This window comes from Cellulomonas sp. NS3, assembly GCF_024757985.1.
GTDB lineage: Bacteria > Actinomycetota > Actinomycetes > Actinomycetales > Cellulomonadaceae > Cellulomonas_A.
The window spans coordinates 2,762,797-2,781,594 of the sequence record NZ_CP103289.1; the positions used below are offsets into that span (position 1 = coordinate 2,762,797).

Sequence of the window (18,798 nt, forward strand, 5' to 3'; positions counted from 1 at the left end):
CGGAGCGGCGGCCGCCACGTGCTTGCGTTGCCTGCGACACTGCTGACATGGATGACGTTGTTGAGCTGTGGCGCCCCACCGGACCGGAGGAACTTGCTCTGGTCGAGGCCTCCGGCTGGAGTGCCTGGCCACCGCGCCTGCCGGAGCAGCCGATCTTCTACCCCGTGCTGAACGAGGAGTACGCCACCAAGATTGCTCGGGAGTGGAACGTTCCTCAGAGCGGCGTGGGGTACGTGACCCGCTTTCAGGTCCGCAGGGAGTTCCTCGACCGCTACGAGGTTCAGCAGGCTGGTGGCCAGACGATCCTTGAGTACTGGATTCCCGCCGAAGATCTCGACGAGTTCAACGACAACCTCGTCGGCCCGATCGAGGTGACGGCGGAGTACCGCTGAGGCGAACGTCGCTGCGCCCGGACGGCGCCTGAAGCGCTCTCCGCCTGAGGCATGTACTCAAACGTTCGTTTAGGTACACCCTCAAGGCGCTGTGGGATCCGCATCCATCTCACGAGCGTGACCGCAGGCGCTTATCGCCGAGCGTTGAGGAACGCGTGCACGGCTTCTACAGTGCGCCGCTCGAGGCTCTCCTCGTCTTCGTCGTCGTAGTACTCGACCGTGTCGAACACGTCGTCGAGCTCGACGAAGACCTGACAGCTGCCGTCGCCGTCGTGACCGATGCTGCGGTGGGCCCAGTCGCAGAGATCCCGGGCGCTCAGTTCACCTCGTTCGAACCGACGAGCCATGACGGCCATCGCGCCCGCGTCAGGACTGACGGTCAGGACATTCGCCAGGCCCAGCTCCTGCAGCGTCTGCTCGATCATCGGCGCTAGGTCGAACCGTGAGCGGGCGGGTGACTCCCCAGCGAGTTCGCAGAGCGTCGGCGAGTCCAGCTCCGCCAGGAGGCACTCGACAGCCGCGTCGATGACCTCGGCAGTGTTCCCGTGGTGCAGACGCCAGAGGCTCACTGCGTCTGTGAACGTCGTCGTGGCCTCGCTGCGTGTCCGACCCAACATGGACCGAAACCTACCCAGGTTCGCCGATCGGCCAAGCCGCCCGCGGAGAGGCGGCGCGCGAGGTGCCGAGACCTGGGCGTCGAGTCACCGCGGCGGTCGAAGACCGCGCTCGAGCGGCTGAACCGCCGAGCCGCACGCGCGGCCTGGCTCACCCACCGACCGCTCCCGCCCGTAGGGCGCGTCCCCTGCACCAGGCCAGCGCGGCCTCTAGGGCCCATCGCGCTCGTCCACAGGAGTACATGTACTCAAACGATCGTTTAAGTGCACGTGCCTGCGAAGGCGCCTGACCTGCCTCGCGGGAGGTCAGGGTGACGCACAATCGCCGAGTGACCGACGACGCCCGGGCCATTCCCGGCATCAGCGAGGTACAGGCGCGCGCCCTCGCGGCCCACATCCACCACCAGACCTCGTTCCCCGTGGAGGTGGTGGAGCACTCCGCCGTCGAGTGGCTGGTCGAGCTGCCCTTGGGCCAGGGCAGCACCGCGTCCCGCTTCACGCTATGGGACGAGGAGGACTGGCCCTGGATCCGCGAGCTGATCGCTCGCGCCGGGTTCTCAGAGACGCCACCAAGCGCCTGACGCGTCGCGTGCGCCGTACCCAAACCTTCGTTTAAGTACAGGTCGCGAGACGGGTGTCAGCTCTCAGAAGAGGGCCGCAGTTGCGCTCGCCACACCGCGCAGCGGCGTGCCGGGTGGATGCGCGTCACCCCGTCGGAGGTTCGCCGGCGCGTCACTGACGCCTCGGGCTAGCGTCACCGCGGTGACGCCTCATCGAGGTCCTGACGGTGATCGCCGCCGCAGGCGGCGCAATCGGCCTAGGTCTCGTGAGCTCATGGGTGATCGATCGGTACAGGCGCAACTCAGATGGAAGAGGACGGTAGTGACGCTCGAGGAGCTACTCGCCGCACCGATGCCGGATGCGGCTTCACCCGCCTGGGCGGCATTCCTGCGGGAGTGGACCTCGGGGACACGCGCGGCCGCTCTGGATCGAGCGCGGGACGTCGTGCAGGGACTGACCGACAGCGGCGGAGCCGCGCGCGACGCCGCCGGCCACTGGTTGTGCGCCCAGGTGTTCGACAGCGAGGACGGCTGGAACGGTCAGTGGGGCGGCGGGCCATGGCCAGGCGAAGATACGTCACTGCGTCCGGTGCAGTTCGCTCTCACCTGCTTCCCTCTATCCACCGGCGTGTTGCTCCCGCACGTGCTCGAGCACGCCAAGGAACCCGCTCCATACCCACGCTGGCTCTTCCAGGTGCTGACCGGGGTCGTATGGCGACTCCCGCCGGACGTGCGTGCCCAGGCCGAGGCCACACTGGTCGCCGTGTGCGGGCCTGGCGCAACACCCCTCGACCTGCTGCACCGCGCGGCCGCGGCCGACGAGCGCGCAGCGAAGATGCTGCTCGACTGGACAGAGGACGAGTAGCCGCCCTGAGCGGGCGTTTCGAGTGCGCTCCGCAGCTCGCAGGGACGTCGAGACGCGTACATGTACTCAAACGTTCGTTCAGGCACAGCCAAGTCTGCCGAGCATCACCATGAGGCGTTGACGCGCGACGATTTGTTCTACATAGTCGAGCCTGTGAGTGAGCTGCTCGGAGGGTTGGAGGCGTCGGTGCTGCGAGCCGTGGCTGCACCGGGTGACGGACCGGCGTACGGGCTGTCGGTGCGTCGTGTCGTGAGCGAGGAGCGAGGCCGGGCGTACTCGGTGGGTGCGATCTACACCACGCTGGCTCGCCTGGAGACCAAAGGACTCGTGGCGTCGGTCGCAAGCGAGCCCCTCGCTGTCCGGGGTGGCCGCTCCCGGCGCGAGTACGTGGTCACAGCCCTTGGGCACCAGGCCATGGCTCGCGCCCGCACGGCGGCGGCCCGCACGTGGGGCTTCAGGTTCACCGAGGTCACCCCGTGAGGTATCTGACCGAGCTCACACTCGCCGGGCTGCTTCCTTCTCCGGAGGCTCGCAACGAGGTCCTCGGTGACCTCACCGAGGAAGAACAGCACCACCGCGAACACCGCGGCCGGCGGCGCGCCTCGGCCTGGTACTACACCGAGGCAACCCGCACCGCGGCCCAGCTGATCGCCCGCGGGATCGCGGCCCGCCCTCGCGACGTCGTGACCTCGCTCCTCGCAGGAGCACTCGTCATGCTCGCCATTCAAGGTCTCGGGACGGTCCTCGCAGTCGTCACCGTTCTGGGCTGGCCCTGGCCTGGGGGTCTCAGCTTGCGCCCCAACGGACTGATCGTGGTGGTGGCAACCGCGCCCGTCCTCGGCGCCGTCGCCGGTGGCGCCACATCCGCGCTCCTCGCCCGCTGCGCCCCGCTGGTCCCCGTCGCCTGGCTGGCGATGCTCGCGGCCCTGAGCAGTCCGCTGCTCGAGTCCGTGATGGAGGTGCTGGCCTCGGCCCCCGAGATCATCGGCTGGCCCGCGGCACTCCTCCCGTCCCCGGCCACGACGACACTCACACTCGCGATCACCGCGCCCGTCGCGATCCTGCTCGGCGGCCTGGGCGCCCACCTCTTCCTCGAAGCGCTATACCAGCCCGGACGCCTGTCCCCGCCGCGCAGTCGTCCGCGGACACGCAACCCCGGCGTGGGCTTCGGCATCATGGCGGCGCTGTTCCTCAGCCCTCTGCTGGCAGCAGTGATGAGTCCAAACTTCGGCGGCTGGACCGGCGGCGGGATGACCATGCTCTCCATCGCCCTCGCCGCCGCGACAACAAGCGCCTCGCTACTCGCGCACCACCGGCGATCGACCCTGCGTCAGCAACTCGATACGACCCGGTGAGCGCCCCGGCGCCCGCAGACCGCGTGAGACATGTGCCTAATCGATCGTTTAGGTGCACGTGGCCGGGCGCCCACCGGCCTGCTCGCGAATCGGTGGCCGCGACACCTCAAGTCGTCGCATCGAATGTCGATACGCACAGCACGCGTATCGACTATCGAGATGGAGCCGTCAGATGCGAGCAGTGGAAGCACCCGCAGCACCTACCCGACGCCCGGGCGTCGCGCTCCTCGTCGGCGCGGTGACCGTCCTCGGCCTGCTCGGGATCCTCGCCGGCATCACGGTCGCAGTCGGTGCCAGCACCGCGGCAGGCGGCTCGGGTGCAGCGGTCCTGGTCGTCAGCACAGCGCAGACCAACGTGCCCGACAGCGTCTCCGCCGTGGTCAACGGCACCGGCCTGCCCGGGCGCGCGCCGGTGACCATCGCCCGACAGGGCCCACTCATGCTGTCCGTCTACGACGACGTCGCGGCGCCCACGCGCATCCTCGCCCGTGCCGATGTCTGGGCAGGGCCGATCGCCGCCGGAACGGCAGCGCTGATCCTCGTCCCCGTCCTGCGGAGCACCGCATCGCGCGACCCCTTCGCTCCGCGCAACGCACCACGACTCGCCCTCGCCGCTGCCGTCACGCTCGTGGGATGGGCGACCGCCGAGCTGCTTCCGGTCGCCGCCGCGGGCACCGTGGTCACGGGCCTCGCCGACGAGGCGGGAACGTGGCAGCCGGTCCTCCGACCCGACTACTGGCCGCTCGGCTTCGTCATCGCCCTCGCCGTGCTGGCCTTCGCGACCTGGCACGGCCGCCAGCTCGCCGCAGACACCGACGGCCTCGTGTGACCGCGGAGCCCGATGACTCGACCGGTCACGAGGTCCGGTGCCACCTGGGCGCCCTGCTCGAGGCCCGAGGGATGACCCTGGTGGAGCTCGCACAACGGACCGGCGTCACCGTAGCCAACCTCTCCGTGCTGAAGAACGACCGAGCTCGCGCCGTCCGCTTCTCGACGCTCACGGCGATCTGCCACGCCCTCGACTGCCAACCCGGCGACCTGCTCACCGTGGCCGCACCAAGCGAGCGTTAGCCGCCTGCCGACACCCCCCATGAGTGACATGCACCTGAACCTTCGTTTAGGTACAGGGCCGTCGTGCTGGTCAGGCCGGGCCAGCGCGGGGACGTCCCGACTAGGTCGCGGGGGTGCTGTGAACGTTCGTGGTGGCGTGTGTGCGATGCGGGCGGCCGCGGCGCACGGCGTGCGAGCGTGCGGTCATGCGCAGAGCCATGACCCTCACCGTCGGCGCCATCGCGCTCGTCGCCGTCGTCGCCCTGCTCGTCACGGGGCATGGTGACGACGGCACACCTCGGGCGTCCCCCGAGGTGCGCCTTGCGGGCTTCGGACCCGCGCTGCCGGCGCCGCCCGTCTCGGGCGGCGCCGCGCCGGCGTGCGGACCGGCGGACTTGGACATCGCCGTCGAGGTCGTCGACCGCACCCTGGGCAACGGCTGGGCCCGCCTGCGGGCGGTGAACCGCGCCGCTCGGGCGTGCACGCTGGCGGGCACGCCGCCGCTGACCCTCGACCAAGATGGTCCCCTCCTCCTCGTCATCGACCACGGGTCCGACCTCCTGCCTGCAGTCGACGCACCGGCGGAGGTGCGCCTCGAGCCGCGCGCGTCGGCGGCGGCGCAGCTCGCCTGGCGTGGCTACGGGACGGCCGCGGACACCACGACCCCACAGACGGTCGGCGTCGGCATGGCGGACGGTTCCTTCGTCGTCGCAGTTCCCGGACTGCCGGGCTTCGAGGCGCCGTTCGACGTGGTCGACGGCGCGGCCATGACCGTGGGGCCGTGGCAGCCGCTCGGGTACGGCCCGCCGCGGGGGGACGAGCCGCCGCTGGAGGCGGGCAGGTGGGGCGACTGCCCCGCGGAGGACCTCGTCGCGTCCGTGGGCGGGCCGGAGTCGCCGGGGAGCGGCGCCGAGGAGTCGGAGCTCACCGGCCGGGTGTGGTTGACGCACGTCGGCCTGGGGCCGTGCGTCGTGCCGCACGAGTTCAGCCTCGCGCGCGCGAGCGGCGGCTCGGTGGCGGCGCGCCTCGACGACGTCCTGCCTGGGCGAGACGCCGCGCTGCGGCCCGGCGACGCGGTGAGCGCGCGGCTGCCGTGGTCAGACATCGAGCCTGTGCTCGCCGCGCCCGCGCAGTGGTCGGCGCGGGTCAATCACACGGGTGGTGAAATCCCGTTCGTCGGGGACGGGGGCCCCGGCGTCTGAGGCGTGCATGTACTCAAACGATCCTTTAGGTACACGTGCGAAACCCGGACTCCGGCCCGCGTCTGGCCGGCGGCGTGACGTTCTCCCACAATGACGAGCATGGAAGACGTCCGCGTGCACAGCGATCACCCGCGAGCGAGTGCGTGGGCCGACGCCTATCCCGATCTCAGCCCGTCACTCCCTCGCACCAGCATGCCCGTGGGTCGATTCGTCAGCTTCGAGTCGCTGAGCGGCCGCCGGCGCCGGCGTCGGGGCTGGCTCGACCAGTACGGGTACGACGCCTACGCGCAGGTGATGACCCGGGCGCTCGCCGGCGGCGCGGACAACCCGTGAGAGGCTCCAGGTCGGCCGCGCTCGTCGTGATGTTCGTCGGCATCCTGGGTGTCGGAGGCTGCCTGCCGGAAGTCGATGCCAGCGACCTCGAGCAGCGTGCACGGGATGATGCGGCGCGGCACGCGAGCAACCTCCTCTTCGAGATGACCGAGGAGTACGCGCTGATCTCGCAGGCACGCGACGCTCCGCTGCTCCGGATGCTCGACGACGCGATGGAGGCGAACGAGCACAGGCACTGGGCCGAGAAGAGATCCGGCACCCCGACCACCTCCGTCTGGGACGTCAGCTTCACCGCTGTCGCATCGGGGGGCGGGATGCTGCCCCCGCGGGCCAGGGTCCGGCTGTGCGCGGAGCTGTCGTTCGACCTCGGCCGCGAGACGGTCGTCGAGCTCGACAACAGCACGTGCCCGTCGGGGGCGCCCCGACCGTCGGGAGCCGTGGACGTCGAGCTGCCGATCGACGAGCCGTGATGCGCCGCCGCACCGTCCATGGGCTTGCCCCATACGGGAGGGCCGGTCAGGAGGTCCCGGAGCGCACCGGCCAGGCCGATGAGCTCGAGCCGACCTGAGCGACGCGCGCCACGACGACCTGCTGCGTGCGCCCGAGCCGTACATCGCGAGAGCGACGACGTCTCCACCCTCCGGCTGCAGACCAGGCCCGCTCTGTCGCTCGCATGGAGCGTCGGGGCGCCTTGACGCCGTCGCCGGGACCCATGTCTCATGTCTGCCGTACCTAAACCTTCGTTTGAGTACACCCACGCATGAGCGCGCTCGGCGTGGTCGGGGACGATGTTTCCCATGTCGAAGAACTCGAAGAAGCCGCGGAAGCCTCACACCGACGAGCAGTCCGTGGCGCCGCAGCTGGAGTTCACGTTCCGTCTGAGCGGACGAGGGTGGGCCGAGGCGACCCTCTCCGACGGCACGAACGCGACGAGCATGGGGCCGTCGTTCCTCAGCGACGCCCTCGGGGACCTGCTGAGGACCGTGAACCGAGTCCTCGCCGGCGCGCGGGAGGCGGAGTGCACCTGGACGGATGAACCGGGTTTCGACCGGTGGCACTTCGTGCGAGAGGAGGACCGTGTCGCCCTGCGCGTCTTCGCGGTCGATGACGACGCCGAGGGAGAGGCCGAGCTCGTCTTCCAGACGCGCCAGACCCTTCCCGCGCTCGGTGACGCCTTCCTGCGCGGGGCCCAGACCGTGCTCGACGACTACGGGCCCGAGCGGTACCGCAACACGTGGGTCGAGCACCCGTTCCCCACCGAGGAGCTGGAGCTGCTTCGGAGGAGACTCCAGCACCGCTGACCGCCGTACATGCACTCAAACGATCGTTGAGGTACACCTGGCCGATCAGCCGCGCACCTGAGCGTGTGCGGCCTACACCGGCGCCGCCCGTCCCGGGGTCGTAGCGCGGCCGGGGCTTGTGCCGCGAGGCGGCCGGGCCCACGATGGCGGGGCGCGTGAGGATTCGGGGGGATCCATGTCTGGTCAGGTGGGACGTCATCGTGCGTGGTGGGCCGGGGCCGTCGGGGTGGTGCTGGCCGTGACGGGAGCGTCGTCCGCCGACGCGGCCGAGGACCCGCCGCCGACGCTGTGCAGCGAGGTGCCGAACGCGTACTTCATGGAGGAGCGCCTCGAGGGCGACCTCGTCGTCGACGTCGAGTGCTACATGTTCCGCGGGAGGGTGTACGGCGACGTCACGGTGCTGCCGGGGGCGAGCTTCTCGGTCGGGCGAGGCGGCATCGACGGGAACGTCGAGGTGGCCGGGCACCTGAGCCTCGGGGACTCCGGGGTGTCCGGCGACGTCGTGCTGACGAGCCGGGAGACCGCGTCCCTCGAGGTCTGGGTCGGGGACGGCGGCGGCGGCACGATCGACGGGGACGTGACCGGGGAGGCGGCCGAGGTCTTCCTGGAGGCGGCGACGGTGTGGGGCGCCTACGACGTCGACGTGCGCGACGCGACCCGCATCCGCCGCTCGCAGCTGATCGGGCCGGCGGCCACGAGCGGCGGGCGGCTGATCGTGCACACCGCGACGTTCTACGGCGGTCTCACGAGCGCCGGGTCCGGGGACGTGATGATCTGCGGGGCGACCATCGCCGGCGACCTCCGGGTCAGCGGCCTGACCGACTTCGCGAGCATCGGCGCCGAGCCGCGCCGCGACCAGCGGTACTGCTCCGTGCTCGTCACCGGCTCGCTCGTGCTCGAGGACAACCAGCACAGCATCGACCTCGGGTATGTCTCGGTCGCGCGCGACCTGGTCTGCACCGGAAACACGGGGCCGCGCGGCATCACCGAGACGAACTGGTTCTCGGTGCGCGGCGAGCGCACGGGGCAGTGCGCCCGCTGAGCCGGCGCGCGGCGCGCGGGTCGGGGTGGTCGTCCGGGCAGCGCCCGAACCGGACCCTCAGGCGGGCGGGATGTTCTGGTTCAGCGGAAGACGTTGCCTTGGAAGTGCGACGAGCGGCACCGCGAGCAGCGGCGCGCACGCTGACGCCGGCTCTTCCGCCGCGACCGCTGAACCATGAGGCAACGGATCGGACCGGACCGGACCCGACCCCGCCGACCCCTGGGTAGAGAATCCGCTGGACACGCGTACATGTACTCAAACCTTCGTTTGAGCACACCCAGAGCGGACCGACGGTCAGCTGGATGAGGCGTCGGCGTAGAGCTCGGCGGCGAGGTGCATGAGCGCGGCGGCGTGCGGGGGGTCGCCGTCGCGCCACCAGGCGAGCCAGACGGGGACGGGTGGGGCGTCGCGCACCGGCCGGTAGACGATTCCGGGACGGGGATGCTGCCAGGTGGTGGCTTCGGAGGTGATGCCGATCGCCTGCCCGGCGGCGATCAGGGTGAGCCACTCGTCGACGTTGTGGGTGTCGCGGGTCTGGGCGGGCGCCGCGTCGGGGGGCCACAGGTCCTCCGTGGTCGTGCCGGTGCGGGCGTCGATGCCGACGGTGGTCCCGGCGAAGTCGCGCATGCGGACGCTGCGCCGGCGCGCCAGGGGGTGGTCCGTGGCCAGCGCGGCGTACCGGGCTTCGACGCCGACAAGGGCGGAGGCGAACCGGCGCTCGTCGAGCGGGCGACGCGTCACGGCGATATCGGCGGCACCTTCGAGCAGGCCTGCGGTGGCCGTGCCGGCCTGGACGAAGACCACCGTGGAGCCGGGGTGCTCGGCGGCCCACCGTCGCTGGAGCGGGGTGGTGTGCCGGCCGAGTGCGGCCCAGGCGTAGCCGACCCGCACCTCGGTCCCGGTCACAGTGGCGACCTGCGCGATCGCGTCCATCTCCTCGAGAACCCGGCGTGCATGAGTGGCCACGCGGGTGCCAGCCACGGTGGGTAGGGCACCACGGTTGGTGCGCTGCACAAGCCGCGCGCCCACCGATCGCTCAAGGTCCGCCACGGCGCGCGACACCGAGGCTTGCGAGGTGTTCAGGGCGATCGCCGCGTCGGTGAACGTGCCCTCGTCGACGACCGCAACCAGCGACCGCAGGTGTCGCACTTCCACAGCCATACGCACAGCGTATGGCACTGCGCACGTTGCATTTCACGCATCGCTGTCGGGTCATCAGGCTCGTCCTATGGGCCATTCCGAGAGCCAGATGATCCGCAGCGCAGCTCCGCATTCCCTGCGTGACGATGCTGGCGAGCGGACGACACCACGATGGCGTGCTGTCGTCACCGTGCTGGTCAGCGCGACGAGCAACCAGGTCGGTGCGGGACTGGGCGCGCAGGCGTTCGACGTCGTCGGGCCCGCTGGCGTCGTGGCTGCGCGGCAGGTCGTCGCCGCCGCTGTCCTGCTGCCGGTGGCGCGCCCAGCGGTGCGCCGGATGAGCTGGTCGCAGTGGTGGCCGACGCTGCTGCTCGCGCTCGTGTTCGCCACGATGAACCTGACCCTGTACACGGCCATCGAGCGGATCGGTCTGGCTCTGGCGATCACGCTGGAGTTCCTCGGGCCCTTGGCGGTGGCACTGGCCGCGTCCCGCACCCGGCTGGACTCGGTGACCGCAGCCGTCGCGGCGGCCGGGGTGTACGTGCTGGTGCTGCCCGGCCCCGCGAGCGACCTGCCGGGCGTGGCGCTCGGCCTCGCGGCGGGGGCGTGCTGGGCCGGCTACATCGTGCTGAACCGGGTCGTCGGGGCGCGGCTGCCCGGGCTGCAGGCGCCGGCACTGGCCAGCGGGTTGTGCGCGCTGGGATACCTGCCGGTCCTGGTAGTCCTGACCTTCGACGACCGATGGGACACCTCGACCGTGGCAAGCGTCGTGGCTGCAGGGCTGCTGTCCTCCGTGGTGCCGTACGCGGTGGACCTGGTGGCGCTGCGCACCGTCCCGCCCCGGCTGTTCGGGGTGCTGTCCAGCGCCCAGCCGGCACTGGCGGCTCTGGTGGGGCTGGTGCTGCTCGGTCAGGAACTGGCCGCGCATGAGCTGGTCGGCATCGGCATCGTCGTCATCACGAACGTCCTGGCCGTCACGGCCTCCCCCGCCCGACGGCTCAGGGCGCGGCGCGGCGGTACTCGCGGGGCGTCGTGCCGGTCTCGGCGCGGAACTGCCGGTTGAAGTTCGACAGGTTGGTGTACCCGACGGCGTAGCAGACCTCGACGACCGGCATGCTGGTCTCGGCCAGCAGCCGGCAGGCGTGCACGATCCGCAGGCGTCGCACCATGTCGGAGAAACCGCGCCCGGCCGCGCGCTGGAAGAACCGCGAGAACGTCGAGGGGCTCATGCCCACGAGCTCCGCGGCGTGGCTCATCCGCACGTCTGACGCGAGGTTCTCGGTGACGTACCGCAGCACGGTGTCCACCCGTTGCTGGACGCCGGGGTCAGCGGACCGCGCGAGTCGCGCGGTGGCCAGCGTGTGCCGTTGGTCTGCGGGCGCCCGCGCCAGCACGGCCACGAGGGCGAAGAGGTGGTGCAGGCGCTCTGCCCCGGTCGTGGTGCCCACCGCTTCGAGGTGGCCGGCGGCGTCCACGGCGGCAGGCCCGGTGTACTCCAGTCCGCGCGCGGCCGAGTCGAACAGGCGCACCGCCTCACCCGCCTCCGGCACCACCTCGGCGAGCTGACGCATCCGGTCGGGGTGGATCTGCAGCACCGCGTCGCGCTTCTCGATGACCTCCCCCGGCTCGAGGTCGCTGATCCAGTCGTGAGGTAGTCCCGAACCCACGACGACGAAGTGCCCGGGCCGGAACGCCGAGACGTGGTCACCGACGAGGGTCAGGCCCGTGCTGGCACGGATGAGGTGGAACTCGACCTCCGGGTGGGTGTGCCAGCGCGCGAGGGGGTGCGGGTAGTCGTGCTCGTGCCAGCGCACCATGCTGTCCGGGTCCGCCATGACGGCCTCCCGCACCGGCACCCGGCCCGCATCACGCGCGAGGAAGGACCCGCGGGAGCGCGGCGCGACCTTCGAGGTGGGCGTCATCGCGCCTCCGCCGGTTGGTGGGCCTGACGTGCACGGCAGCACTCCGTACCGGCGCGCACCGTGCAATTCAGTATCAGTTCACCGAGTTCTGCCGCGCTAGATACCGGTTCGTCCGGATCTGACGATTGAGGTCCTGCTCACACCGGGACGGCGCGGCACACGGTGGTGCCCGTCCCCCTCTTTCGAGGTGGCAACATGTTGCTCGGTCTTCCACGCAAGCTGATCTTCGGGTTCGTCGCCGTCGCGCTGTTCATGACCGGCGACGGCTTCGAGCTGACGTTCTTGTCCAAGTACCTCGTCGACCTGGGCTACTCCCAGGTCGACGCGGCTCTCGTGTTCACCGTCTACGGGTTCGTCGCCGCGATCTCGGCGTGGAGCTCAGGGGTCATCGCGGAGATGTTCGGGGCCCGGCGCGTCATGATCACCGGCGGGGTGATGTGGCTCGTCCTGCACGTGCTGTTCCTCACCTTCGGGATCGGGTCGGGCAGCCTGCCGCTGATCCTGACGATCTACGGCGCGCGGGCGCTGGCCTACCCGCTGTTCATCTACGCCTTCGTGGTCCTGATCGCCCAGTCCGTGGACCGCAGCAAGCTCGCCTCGGCGATGGGCTGGTACTGGGCCGCGTACTCGATGGGCATCGGCGTCCTGGGCACCTACCTCCCCAGCTGGCTCATCCCGCTGGTCGGGGAGCGCGCGACGCTGTGGCTCGCCCTGCCGTGGGTCGCCGCCGGCGTGGTGCTGTGCGTCGTGCTCGTCCCGCGTCAGGTCGGCGCCACCGCACTCGTCGAGAAGCTCGACGACCGCCGTGCGCGCCTGCGTGAGCTCGCCCGCGGAGCGACGATCCTCGGGGAGAACCGGCAGATCCTGCTCGCCGCGATGGTCCGGGTCATCTGCAACCTGACCCTGTTCGGCTTCCCCGTGATCATGCCGCTCTACCTCGCCAGCGAGGACGGCGGCGGGCGCGCCTGGTTCGAGGTGACGGACTGGATGCGGATCTGGGGCCTGATGTTCGCCGTCACCCTGTTCACGAACATCATGTGGGGCCGCATCGGAGACCGGTTCGGCTGGATGCGCCAGATGCGCTGGTACGGGTGCCTGGGCTGCGTCGTGGCGACCTTGTCCTTCTATTACATCCCCCAGTGGTTCGGCGCGAACCTGCCGCTGATGATGGGCGCCGCCGTCCTGCTCGGCATCGCGGTCTCCGCGTTCGTCCCGATGGGCGCGATCTTCCCGGCCCTGGCACCCGACCACCGCGGTGCCGCGATCTCCGCGCACAACCTCGCCGCCGGCGTCTCGACCTTCCTCGGCCCGGCGATCGCCACGGTGCTGCTCCCCTCCTTCGGCCCCGGCGGGGTGTGCTGGGCCTACGCCGGCCTGTACGTCGTCGGCGCCGTCCTGACGCTGTTCATCCACCCCCACCAGCCCGGCATCGTCGAGCGCCGCGTGACCCGGCGGTCCGCCGCCGCTGCTGCTGCGCACCCGGCGGCGGTGGCGGGATGACCACGACCCGAACCGAGGACCGCGCCGCGTACCTGGTCGTCGGCGAAGCGCTCGTCGACCAGGTCGTCCGCCCGGACGGGACACGGTCCAGCCACGCCGGAGGCAGCCCCGCGAACGTGGCGCTCGGGCTCGCACGCCTCGGGCGGCCCGTCACGCTGCTGACCGAGCTCGGGGCCGACGACCACGGGGACCTGATCCGTCGCGCACTCACGACCGCAGGAGTCCACGTCGAGGCCCGCACCACCGCATCACCGACCTCGAGCGCCCGAGCAGTGCTCGACGCCCACGGGTCAGCGATGTACGACTTCGACATCCGGTGGACGCTCGATCCCCGAATGGCCGGACCGGCCGCGTCCGTCACCCACGTGCACACCGGCTCGATCGCCACGGCCCTGCACCCGGGCGCCGCGCTCGTCGAGACCTTCATGCACGACGTGCGGGGCACCGCGACGACCAGCTTCGACCCGAGCATCCGCCCGGCCCTGTGCGGACCGCGGCGCGACGCCGTCGCCTCCGTCGAGCGCTTCGTCGCACTCAGCGACGTCGTCAAGGCCAGCAGCGAGGACATCGCCTGGCTCTACCCCCAACACCACACTCGACGCCGTCGCCGAACGCTGGCTCGACCTCGGCCCCGCCCTCGTCGTGGTGACCCGAGGCGCCCTCGGCGCCTACGTCCTCACCCGCCAGGGCCCGCTCGAGGTCACGCCAGTCCCCGTCGCGGTCGCCGACACGGTCGGAGCCGGCGACTCGTTCATGGCCGCGCTGCTCGACGGGCTGGCCCTCGCCGACCTCCTCGGCGCCGCGCACCGCGACGAGCTCCGCGCAGCCGACCGCACCCGCATCACCCGGGCACTCACCCGAGCGACGCGGGCCGCCGCACTCACGGTGTCACGACCCGGCGCCGACCTCCCGACCGCGACCGACCTGGCCGACTCCCCGCCGGCCCGCCCAGCCCGCACCCGCACATCCCGGCACAACACCACCGGCACGCCGCCCCGGCGCGCGGCCGACCTCACCGAGCGGAGCACCTCATGAGCCTCGTCCAGAACGCCCCCACCTCACCCACCACCTCCGGCACGATGCTCCGCGCCGTCGCCGAGCCGACCACCGGCGTGCGACTCGAGGCCGCCCAGATCCCGGCCCCGGGCCCCGGCGACGTCCTCGTCCGCAGCACCCTGGTCGGCATCTGCGGCTCCGACACCCACGCAGTCGCCGGCCACCACCCTTTCCTCACCGCCCCCTACGTCCCCGGCCACGAAGCCACCGGCGTCGTCGTCCAGGTCGGCGCGGGCGTCGACACCTCACGCGTCGGACAGCGGGTGCTGCTCAAGCCGAACGTCGCCTGCGGCACGTGCGTGAACTGCCGCGTCGACCGCAGCAACGCGTGCGAGACCCTCGCCTGGATCGGGTGCGACCCCTCACGCGAACGGTCCGGCGCCATGGCCGGCTACTTCCTCGCTCCCGACACCAACCTCTTCACCGTCCCCGACGGCGTCGACGACCAGGCCGCCGTCCTCGTGGAGTGCCTGGCCACACCCGTCCACGCCGCCCGCATCGCCGGCGACCTGACCGGCGCCCGCGTCGTCGTCCTCGGCGCCGGGACCATCGGCGTGCTGTGCGTCGTCGCCGCGCTCCGCGCCGGCGCCGCCACCGTTGTCGTCACCGACATGGACGCCGCCAAGCTCGACCGCGCCGTACGCATCGGCGCAACCGGCGGCGCACTGGCATCCGCACCGGACGTCAACGCACAGGTCTCCGACGCCCTCGGCGGCCCCGCCGACGTCGTCTTCGACTGCGTCGCGAACGAGCGCTCCATCGCCCAGGCCGTCGAGCTCCTGCGCCGTGCCGGCACCCTGCTGCTCGTCGGAGTCCCGCCGCGCCCCGGGACCGTGAACCTGCCGATCGTCCAGGACTGGGAGCTGCGCATCCAGGGCTGCGCCGCCTACACCGAAGCCGACGTCCACGCTTCGATCGCCATCGCCGCCGACGGCGGACTGCCCGTCGACGAGATCATCTCTACGACCTACAGCCTCCACGACGTCGCCGTCGCCTTCGAACGAGCCGCCGCCGACAGCTCCGGCAAGGTGCTCGTCGCCCCCTGATCGGCCCAGGGTGCTCGTTGTCCCGTGGCCGCACACCCGACCACGAGCACCCCGCGCTGCGGGGCCGAGCAGTCCTATGGCACGGCCCGCGCGTCGACAACCAGATCCGCAACGGCCTCATCCACCGAACCCGCCAACGCGTCGGCGCACAAGACCTCCCGCCCGTCGACGCCAACGGCCACTACCGCCTCGGCCCCGACGTGACATCCGACTGCGGCGAGTTTCAGCGCCTGGCGGAACAAGGTCTCGCGACAGACACAGACGGCGTCCAAGCGCCACTCGGGACCCACGAGCTCGTGCGGGATCGCCCGCTCTGCGGGACCGATGGCAGCGAGTCAGCTGGGCTGAACACGACGCGCAGACGATGGTTGCCGCCATCGTCGACATCGCGCACGTCCTGTCGACAGGGCTCGTCGCCACCGGCGACTTCCGGGGCGCTATCCTCACTGCTACACATGGCTTGCTCGCGGAATCCTGCTCCGAAACGCTGTACGTGGACGCGATCCGCGCCGCACGTGCCTCGGGAGCCGCAGACGAAGCGGAGCGCCTGTCTGATCAGCTGCGCGCCACTCTGGAAGCGCTCGATCCCGAGTACGCGTCGTGATGGAGGGGTCGCCTCTTGCGCCCTCGTCGCAAGAACCGTTCCTCGAACTCGCTGTCCGGCGCGTGCTCTGCGCGCGCGAAGCTCTAGCTCGACGAGGCCGCCTGGCACCAGCAACGCGCACGGGACCCCGATGCCCGCTGCGCCGCCAGCCTCGCCCTGCCGCTGCGCACCTCTGGCGGGGCCGCTGGGTGCCTCGCGATCTACTCCGCGGACCCCCACGCCTTCGAGGACCTCGCGACCGTGCTCGCCGCTGCTGGCACGCCCGGCGAGATGCCGGTTCCGAACCAGGATCTGCCCAGGCGCGCCCTCGACGACGCCTACCGCGGCCCTGCAGCCCTCACCGAGCTCGACGACACCGAGCTCGCCGCGGGCTTCCTCATGGGCACCCTGCGCGTCAGCCCCGACGAGGCGCGACAGGTCCTCCGCATGGGCGCCCTACGCCGCGGCGTCACCCTCGCCAGAACCGTCCTCAACCCCTTCCACCCGCTCACGGTCCGCACCGTGTGCTCCACGGCCCCACTCAGTACATGTGCTCAACGTTCGTTCAAGGACACCGAGCAGACCCGTCGATCGCCTCGCGCGATCGGAGCGCACGCGCGTCCGTAGAGTGGCCGGACGGCCCCTGACGGAAGGCGACGCATGACACGCCCGACCCCGTACCAGCGCGTCAGCTCCCGCGTCCGTGCTCTGCCGCGCCTGCTCGAGCGGGCACCGCGAGCCGTCCTGGTCGTGGCGGGGCTCGCCGTCACGGTCCTGGGCGTCCTGCTCGTCACGCGGCCGCTGAGCTCGCTCGCAGTCCTCGGGGTCTACATCGGCGTCAGCGCCGTCATCTCGGGGGTCGGCGACCTCGTCGGGCGCACCCCTGAGGACGGCCGACGATCGCTGGTCACCGGCGTCCTGTGGGTCGTCGCAGGCGTCGTCGTGCTGGTCTGGTTCCGGCAGAGCCTCACTGTCTTGGGACCCGCCGTCGCGGTCCTTCTGCTCGTCACCGGCGTGTCGAGGCTCCTCGACCTGCTCCGGGGCGTGACCCCGGACCGCGCCGTCGCGGCGCTGTTCGGGCTGTCCGAGATCGCGTTCGCCGCCGCCGCGCTCCTGTGGCCCGACGCGACCCTCGTCGTCGTCGCGCTGCTGTTCGGCATGCGCAGCGTCGTGCTCGGGGTGTCGCTGCTCTGGCGCGCTTCGGGTGCGCGCTCCGCGCGAGGCCCGGAGGACGGCGTCGAGCCGCCGGTCCGACCCGGCCGGTCGACGTCGTCCCGCACGCCGGCCCGGACGGTGACGCGGTGGGTCGCCGCGGTCCTGCTCCTGCTCGTCGCGGGCGGGACGCTCGGGGTGAGCCACGCCTTCCGCCAGGGCGTCCCCGTGCTCGACGGGTTCTACGACGCGCCGCCCACGGTCCCTGCCGAGCCGGGGCGGCTCCTGCGCAGCGAGCCTTACGACGGCGACCTGCCGGCCGGGCTCGTCGCGTACCGGATCCTGTACACGACGACCGCCGATGACGGCGTCCCGGGCCTCGCGAGCGCGGTCCTGGCCGTGCCGTCGGACCCGCCGGAGCAGCCCGTGCCGCTCGTGGCGTGGGCGCACGGCACGGTGGGCATCGCACGCGCGTGCGCACCGAGCCTCGGCCGCAACGCCGTCTCGACCCAGGGGATGCCCAGCATGGACGCGCTCGCCCGCAACGGGTGGGCCATGGTGGCGACCGACTACATCGGCCAGGGCACCGAGGGCAGCTTCCCCTACCTCGTCGGACAAGGGGAGGGCAGGTCCGTCCTCGACTCGGTGCGGGCCGCGCACGAGCTCGACGTCGATGGCCTGCGGCTGGCCGACCAGACGGTGATCTGGGGGCACTCCCAGGGCGGGCACGCCGCGCTGTGGGCCGGTCAGCTCGTACCCGAGTACGCCCCTGAGCTGGACGTCGTCGGCACCGCTGCGCTGTCGCCCGCGAGCGACCCGGTCGCGCTCGCCGTCTCCGTCACCGGGCACCCGGGGGTGCCCGGTGCCAGCCTCGGCATCTCGTTCGTCGCCGCGGCATACGCCCGCACGTACCCCGACATCACTCTGGACGACGCCGTCAACCCCTCGGCGCGCCCCTTCGTGGACGAGGCGGCGGCGCGGTGCACCAGCGAGCCGGGAACGCTCGTCACGGCGCTCACCGGCGTCGCGATCTCCCGCGACCCGATCCTGCGACGCGACCCGACCACCGGCGTGCTCGGGCGGCGGCTCAGCGAGAACGTGCCGCTCGGGCCGTGGCCGGCGCCCGTGCTCGTCGCCCACGGGCAGAGCGACGAGGTCATCGATCCCGCGATCCAGGACAACTACGTCGCCATGCTGTGCGAGCGCGGCGTCCCCGTGGCGTTCCGGCCCTACGCCGGCCGCACGCACATGAGCGTCCTGGAGCCGGACTCCCCGTTGACCGCCGAGCTCGAGCGCTGGACCCTCGACCGCCTCGCCGGACGGGCGCAGGAGAGCACGTGCCCGCCGTCCGGGGACGGCTGACCGGGCAGCACCGCCCTGCCCCCGGGATGTCGGGGTGGCACGCGGAGGAGATCCCGACGAAGCAGCCGCCGGTCCCGGCTGACGTTGCACCAGAGAGCGACGCGCCCGAGCCCGCCAGTACCGACATGTCCTTCCTCGATACCAGTACAGGGCCTGATCCTCGGCCTGGGGACTCAGTGCTGGACTCGCCCGTCACCGCCGGCGCGGTCTCGTTGCGCGACGCCGCGGAGCTTTGGGCAGCCGACCAGACGTCGTTGCTCGCCGAGACCGAGCGCGTCTCGCTGCGCTCGAGCCGATCGGCGGCGATCGCTGAGTGACCGGGG

At 71.6% G+C, this 18,798-nt stretch carries 23 protein-coding genes and 1 pseudogene; 21 read left to right on the top strand and 3 right to left on the bottom strand.

Translation table 11 applies throughout. The annotated features are described in order from the left end of the window. The first annotated feature begins 47 nt into the window (after positions 1-47). Positions 48-392, top strand: coding sequence for a hypothetical protein (locus tag NXY84_RS12640; RefSeq protein ID WP_258723439.1), 345 nt, complete (start codon positions 48-50; stop codon positions 390-392). A 131-nt stretch (positions 393-523) separates the two neighbouring features. Here the strand turns inward: NXY84_RS12640 and NXY84_RS12645 are convergent, their stop codons facing one another. Then, entirely contained in the window at positions 524-817 is a 294-nt protein-coding gene (locus tag NXY84_RS12645) for a hypothetical protein (RefSeq protein WP_258723440.1), read from the bottom strand. A 518-nt stretch (positions 818-1,335) separates the two neighbouring features. On the opposite strand from NXY84_RS12645, the gene NXY84_RS12650 reads away from it, so the two are divergent. The 11 genes from NXY84_RS12650 (at position 1,336) to NXY84_RS12700 (ending at position 8,714) form a co-directional block, all read left to right on the top strand. Next, positions 1,336-1,587 (top strand): hypothetical protein, encoded by a 252-nt coding sequence (locus tag NXY84_RS12650; protein WP_258723441.1) that lies wholly within the window; start codon positions 1,336-1,338, stop codon positions 1,585-1,587. A gap of 301 nt (positions 1,588-1,888) precedes the next feature. Continuing rightward, positions 1,889-2,431, top strand: coding sequence for a hypothetical protein (locus NXY84_RS12655; RefSeq protein ID WP_258723442.1), 543 nt, complete (start codon positions 1,889-1,891; stop codon positions 2,429-2,431). Between the two features lie 153 nt (positions 2,432-2,584). Further along, positions 2,585-2,911, top strand: a complete 327-nt coding sequence (locus NXY84_RS12660) for a PadR family transcriptional regulator (protein WP_258723443.1) — start codon at positions 2,585-2,587, stop codon at positions 2,909-2,911. After that, entirely contained in the window at positions 2,908-3,786 is an 879-nt protein-coding gene (locus tag NXY84_RS12665; RefSeq protein ID WP_258723444.1) for a hypothetical protein, read from the top strand. The genes NXY84_RS12660 and NXY84_RS12665 overlap by 4 nt, the downstream gene beginning before the upstream one ends. A gap of 172 nt (positions 3,787-3,958) precedes the next feature. Further along, positions 3,959-4,615 (top strand): hypothetical protein, encoded by a 657-nt coding sequence (locus tag NXY84_RS12670; protein WP_258723445.1) that lies wholly within the window; start codon positions 3,959-3,961, stop codon positions 4,613-4,615. Continuing rightward, positions 4,612-4,857, top strand: a complete 246-nt coding sequence (locus tag NXY84_RS12675) for a helix-turn-helix domain-containing protein (RefSeq protein WP_258723446.1) — start codon at positions 4,612-4,614, stop codon at positions 4,855-4,857. The genes NXY84_RS12670 and NXY84_RS12675 overlap by 4 nt, the downstream gene beginning before the upstream one ends. A 185-nt stretch (positions 4,858-5,042) precedes the next feature. Beyond that, positions 5,043-6,038, top strand: a complete 996-nt coding sequence (locus tag NXY84_RS12680) for a DUF4232 domain-containing protein (RefSeq protein ID WP_258723447.1) — start codon at positions 5,043-5,045, stop codon at positions 6,036-6,038. A gap of 198 nt (positions 6,039-6,236) precedes the next feature. Beyond that, positions 6,237-6,371 (top strand): hypothetical protein, encoded by a 135-nt coding sequence (locus NXY84_RS12685; RefSeq protein ID WP_258723448.1) that lies wholly within the window; start codon positions 6,237-6,239, stop codon positions 6,369-6,371. Continuing rightward, complete coding sequence (locus NXY84_RS12690; protein ID WP_258723449.1) at positions 6,368-6,841, top strand: hypothetical protein; 474 nt, start codon at positions 6,368-6,370, stop codon at positions 6,839-6,841. Before NXY84_RS12685 ends, NXY84_RS12690 begins: the two co-directional genes overlap by 4 nt. Positions 6,842-7,168: 327 nt before the next feature. Continuing rightward, positions 7,169-7,672, top strand: coding sequence for a hypothetical protein (locus NXY84_RS12695; RefSeq protein ID WP_258723450.1), 504 nt, complete (start codon positions 7,169-7,171; stop codon positions 7,670-7,672). A 238-nt stretch (positions 7,673-7,910) separates the two neighbouring features. Next, complete coding sequence (locus tag NXY84_RS12700) at positions 7,911-8,714, top strand: hypothetical protein (protein WP_258723451.1); 804 nt, start codon at positions 7,911-7,913, stop codon at positions 8,712-8,714. Positions 8,715-9,008: 294 nt separating this feature from the next. On the opposite strand, the gene NXY84_RS12705 is transcribed toward NXY84_RS12700, so the two are convergent. Continuing rightward, positions 9,009-9,875: a LysR family transcriptional regulator gene (locus NXY84_RS12705; RefSeq protein ID WP_258723452.1), complete on the bottom strand. Its 867-nt coding sequence runs from the start codon at positions 9,873-9,875 to the stop codon at positions 9,009-9,011. A 67-nt stretch (positions 9,876-9,942) separates the two neighbouring features. Between NXY84_RS12705 and NXY84_RS12710 the strand changes: the two genes are divergently transcribed. After that, positions 9,943-10,917 (top strand): EamA family transporter, encoded by a 975-nt coding sequence (locus tag NXY84_RS12710; RefSeq protein WP_258723453.1) that lies wholly within the window; start codon positions 9,943-9,945, stop codon positions 10,915-10,917. Here the strand turns inward: NXY84_RS12710 and NXY84_RS12715 are convergent. Further along, positions 10,853-11,776: an AraC family transcriptional regulator gene (locus tag NXY84_RS12715; RefSeq protein ID WP_258723454.1), complete on the bottom strand. Its 924-nt coding sequence runs from the start codon at positions 11,774-11,776 to the stop codon at positions 10,853-10,855. The two genes, NXY84_RS12710 and NXY84_RS12715, sit on opposite strands and share 65 nt — an antisense overlap. A 195-nt stretch (positions 11,777-11,971) precedes the next feature. Between NXY84_RS12715 and NXY84_RS12720 the strand changes: the two genes are divergently transcribed. The 8 genes and pseudogenes from NXY84_RS12720 (at position 11,972) to NXY84_RS12755 (ending at position 18,792) form a co-directional block, all read left to right on the top strand. Then, complete coding sequence (locus tag NXY84_RS12720; protein WP_258723455.1) at positions 11,972-13,276, top strand: MFS transporter; 1,305 nt, start codon at positions 11,972-11,974, stop codon at positions 13,274-13,276. Then, positions 13,273-13,809, top strand: a pseudogene (locus NXY84_RS12725) (PfkB family carbohydrate kinase); the annotation flags it as partial. The gene NXY84_RS12720 and the pseudogene NXY84_RS12725, both read left to right, overlap by 4 nt. 112 nt (positions 13,810-13,921) lie before the next feature. Then, on the top strand, positions 13,922-14,311 hold the full coding sequence (locus NXY84_RS12730) for a PfkB family carbohydrate kinase (protein ID WP_258727207.1): 390 nt from the start codon (positions 13,922-13,924) through the stop codon (positions 14,309-14,311). Continuing rightward, complete coding sequence (locus NXY84_RS12735; RefSeq protein WP_258727208.1) at positions 14,308-15,378, top strand: zinc-dependent alcohol dehydrogenase; 1,071 nt, start codon at positions 14,308-14,310, stop codon at positions 15,376-15,378. Before NXY84_RS12730 ends, NXY84_RS12735 begins: the two co-directional genes overlap by 4 nt. Before the next feature lie 364 nt (positions 15,379-15,742). Then, positions 15,743-15,982 (top strand): hypothetical protein, encoded by a 240-nt coding sequence (locus NXY84_RS12740; protein ID WP_258723456.1) that lies wholly within the window; start codon positions 15,743-15,745, stop codon positions 15,980-15,982. A gap of 270 nt (positions 15,983-16,252) precedes the next feature. Then, complete coding sequence (locus NXY84_RS12745) at positions 16,253-16,588, top strand: ANTAR domain-containing protein (RefSeq protein ID WP_258723457.1); 336 nt, start codon at positions 16,253-16,255, stop codon at positions 16,586-16,588. A 33-nt stretch (positions 16,589-16,621) separates the two neighbouring features. Then, entirely contained in the window at positions 16,622-18,475 is a 1,854-nt protein-coding gene (locus NXY84_RS12750; protein ID WP_258723458.1) for a lipase family protein, read from the top strand. A gap of 176 nt (positions 18,476-18,651) precedes the next feature. Then, positions 18,652-18,792, top strand: a complete 141-nt coding sequence (locus NXY84_RS12755; RefSeq protein ID WP_258723459.1) for a hypothetical protein — start codon at positions 18,652-18,654, stop codon at positions 18,790-18,792. Positions 18,793-18,798 lie beyond the last annotated feature (6 nt).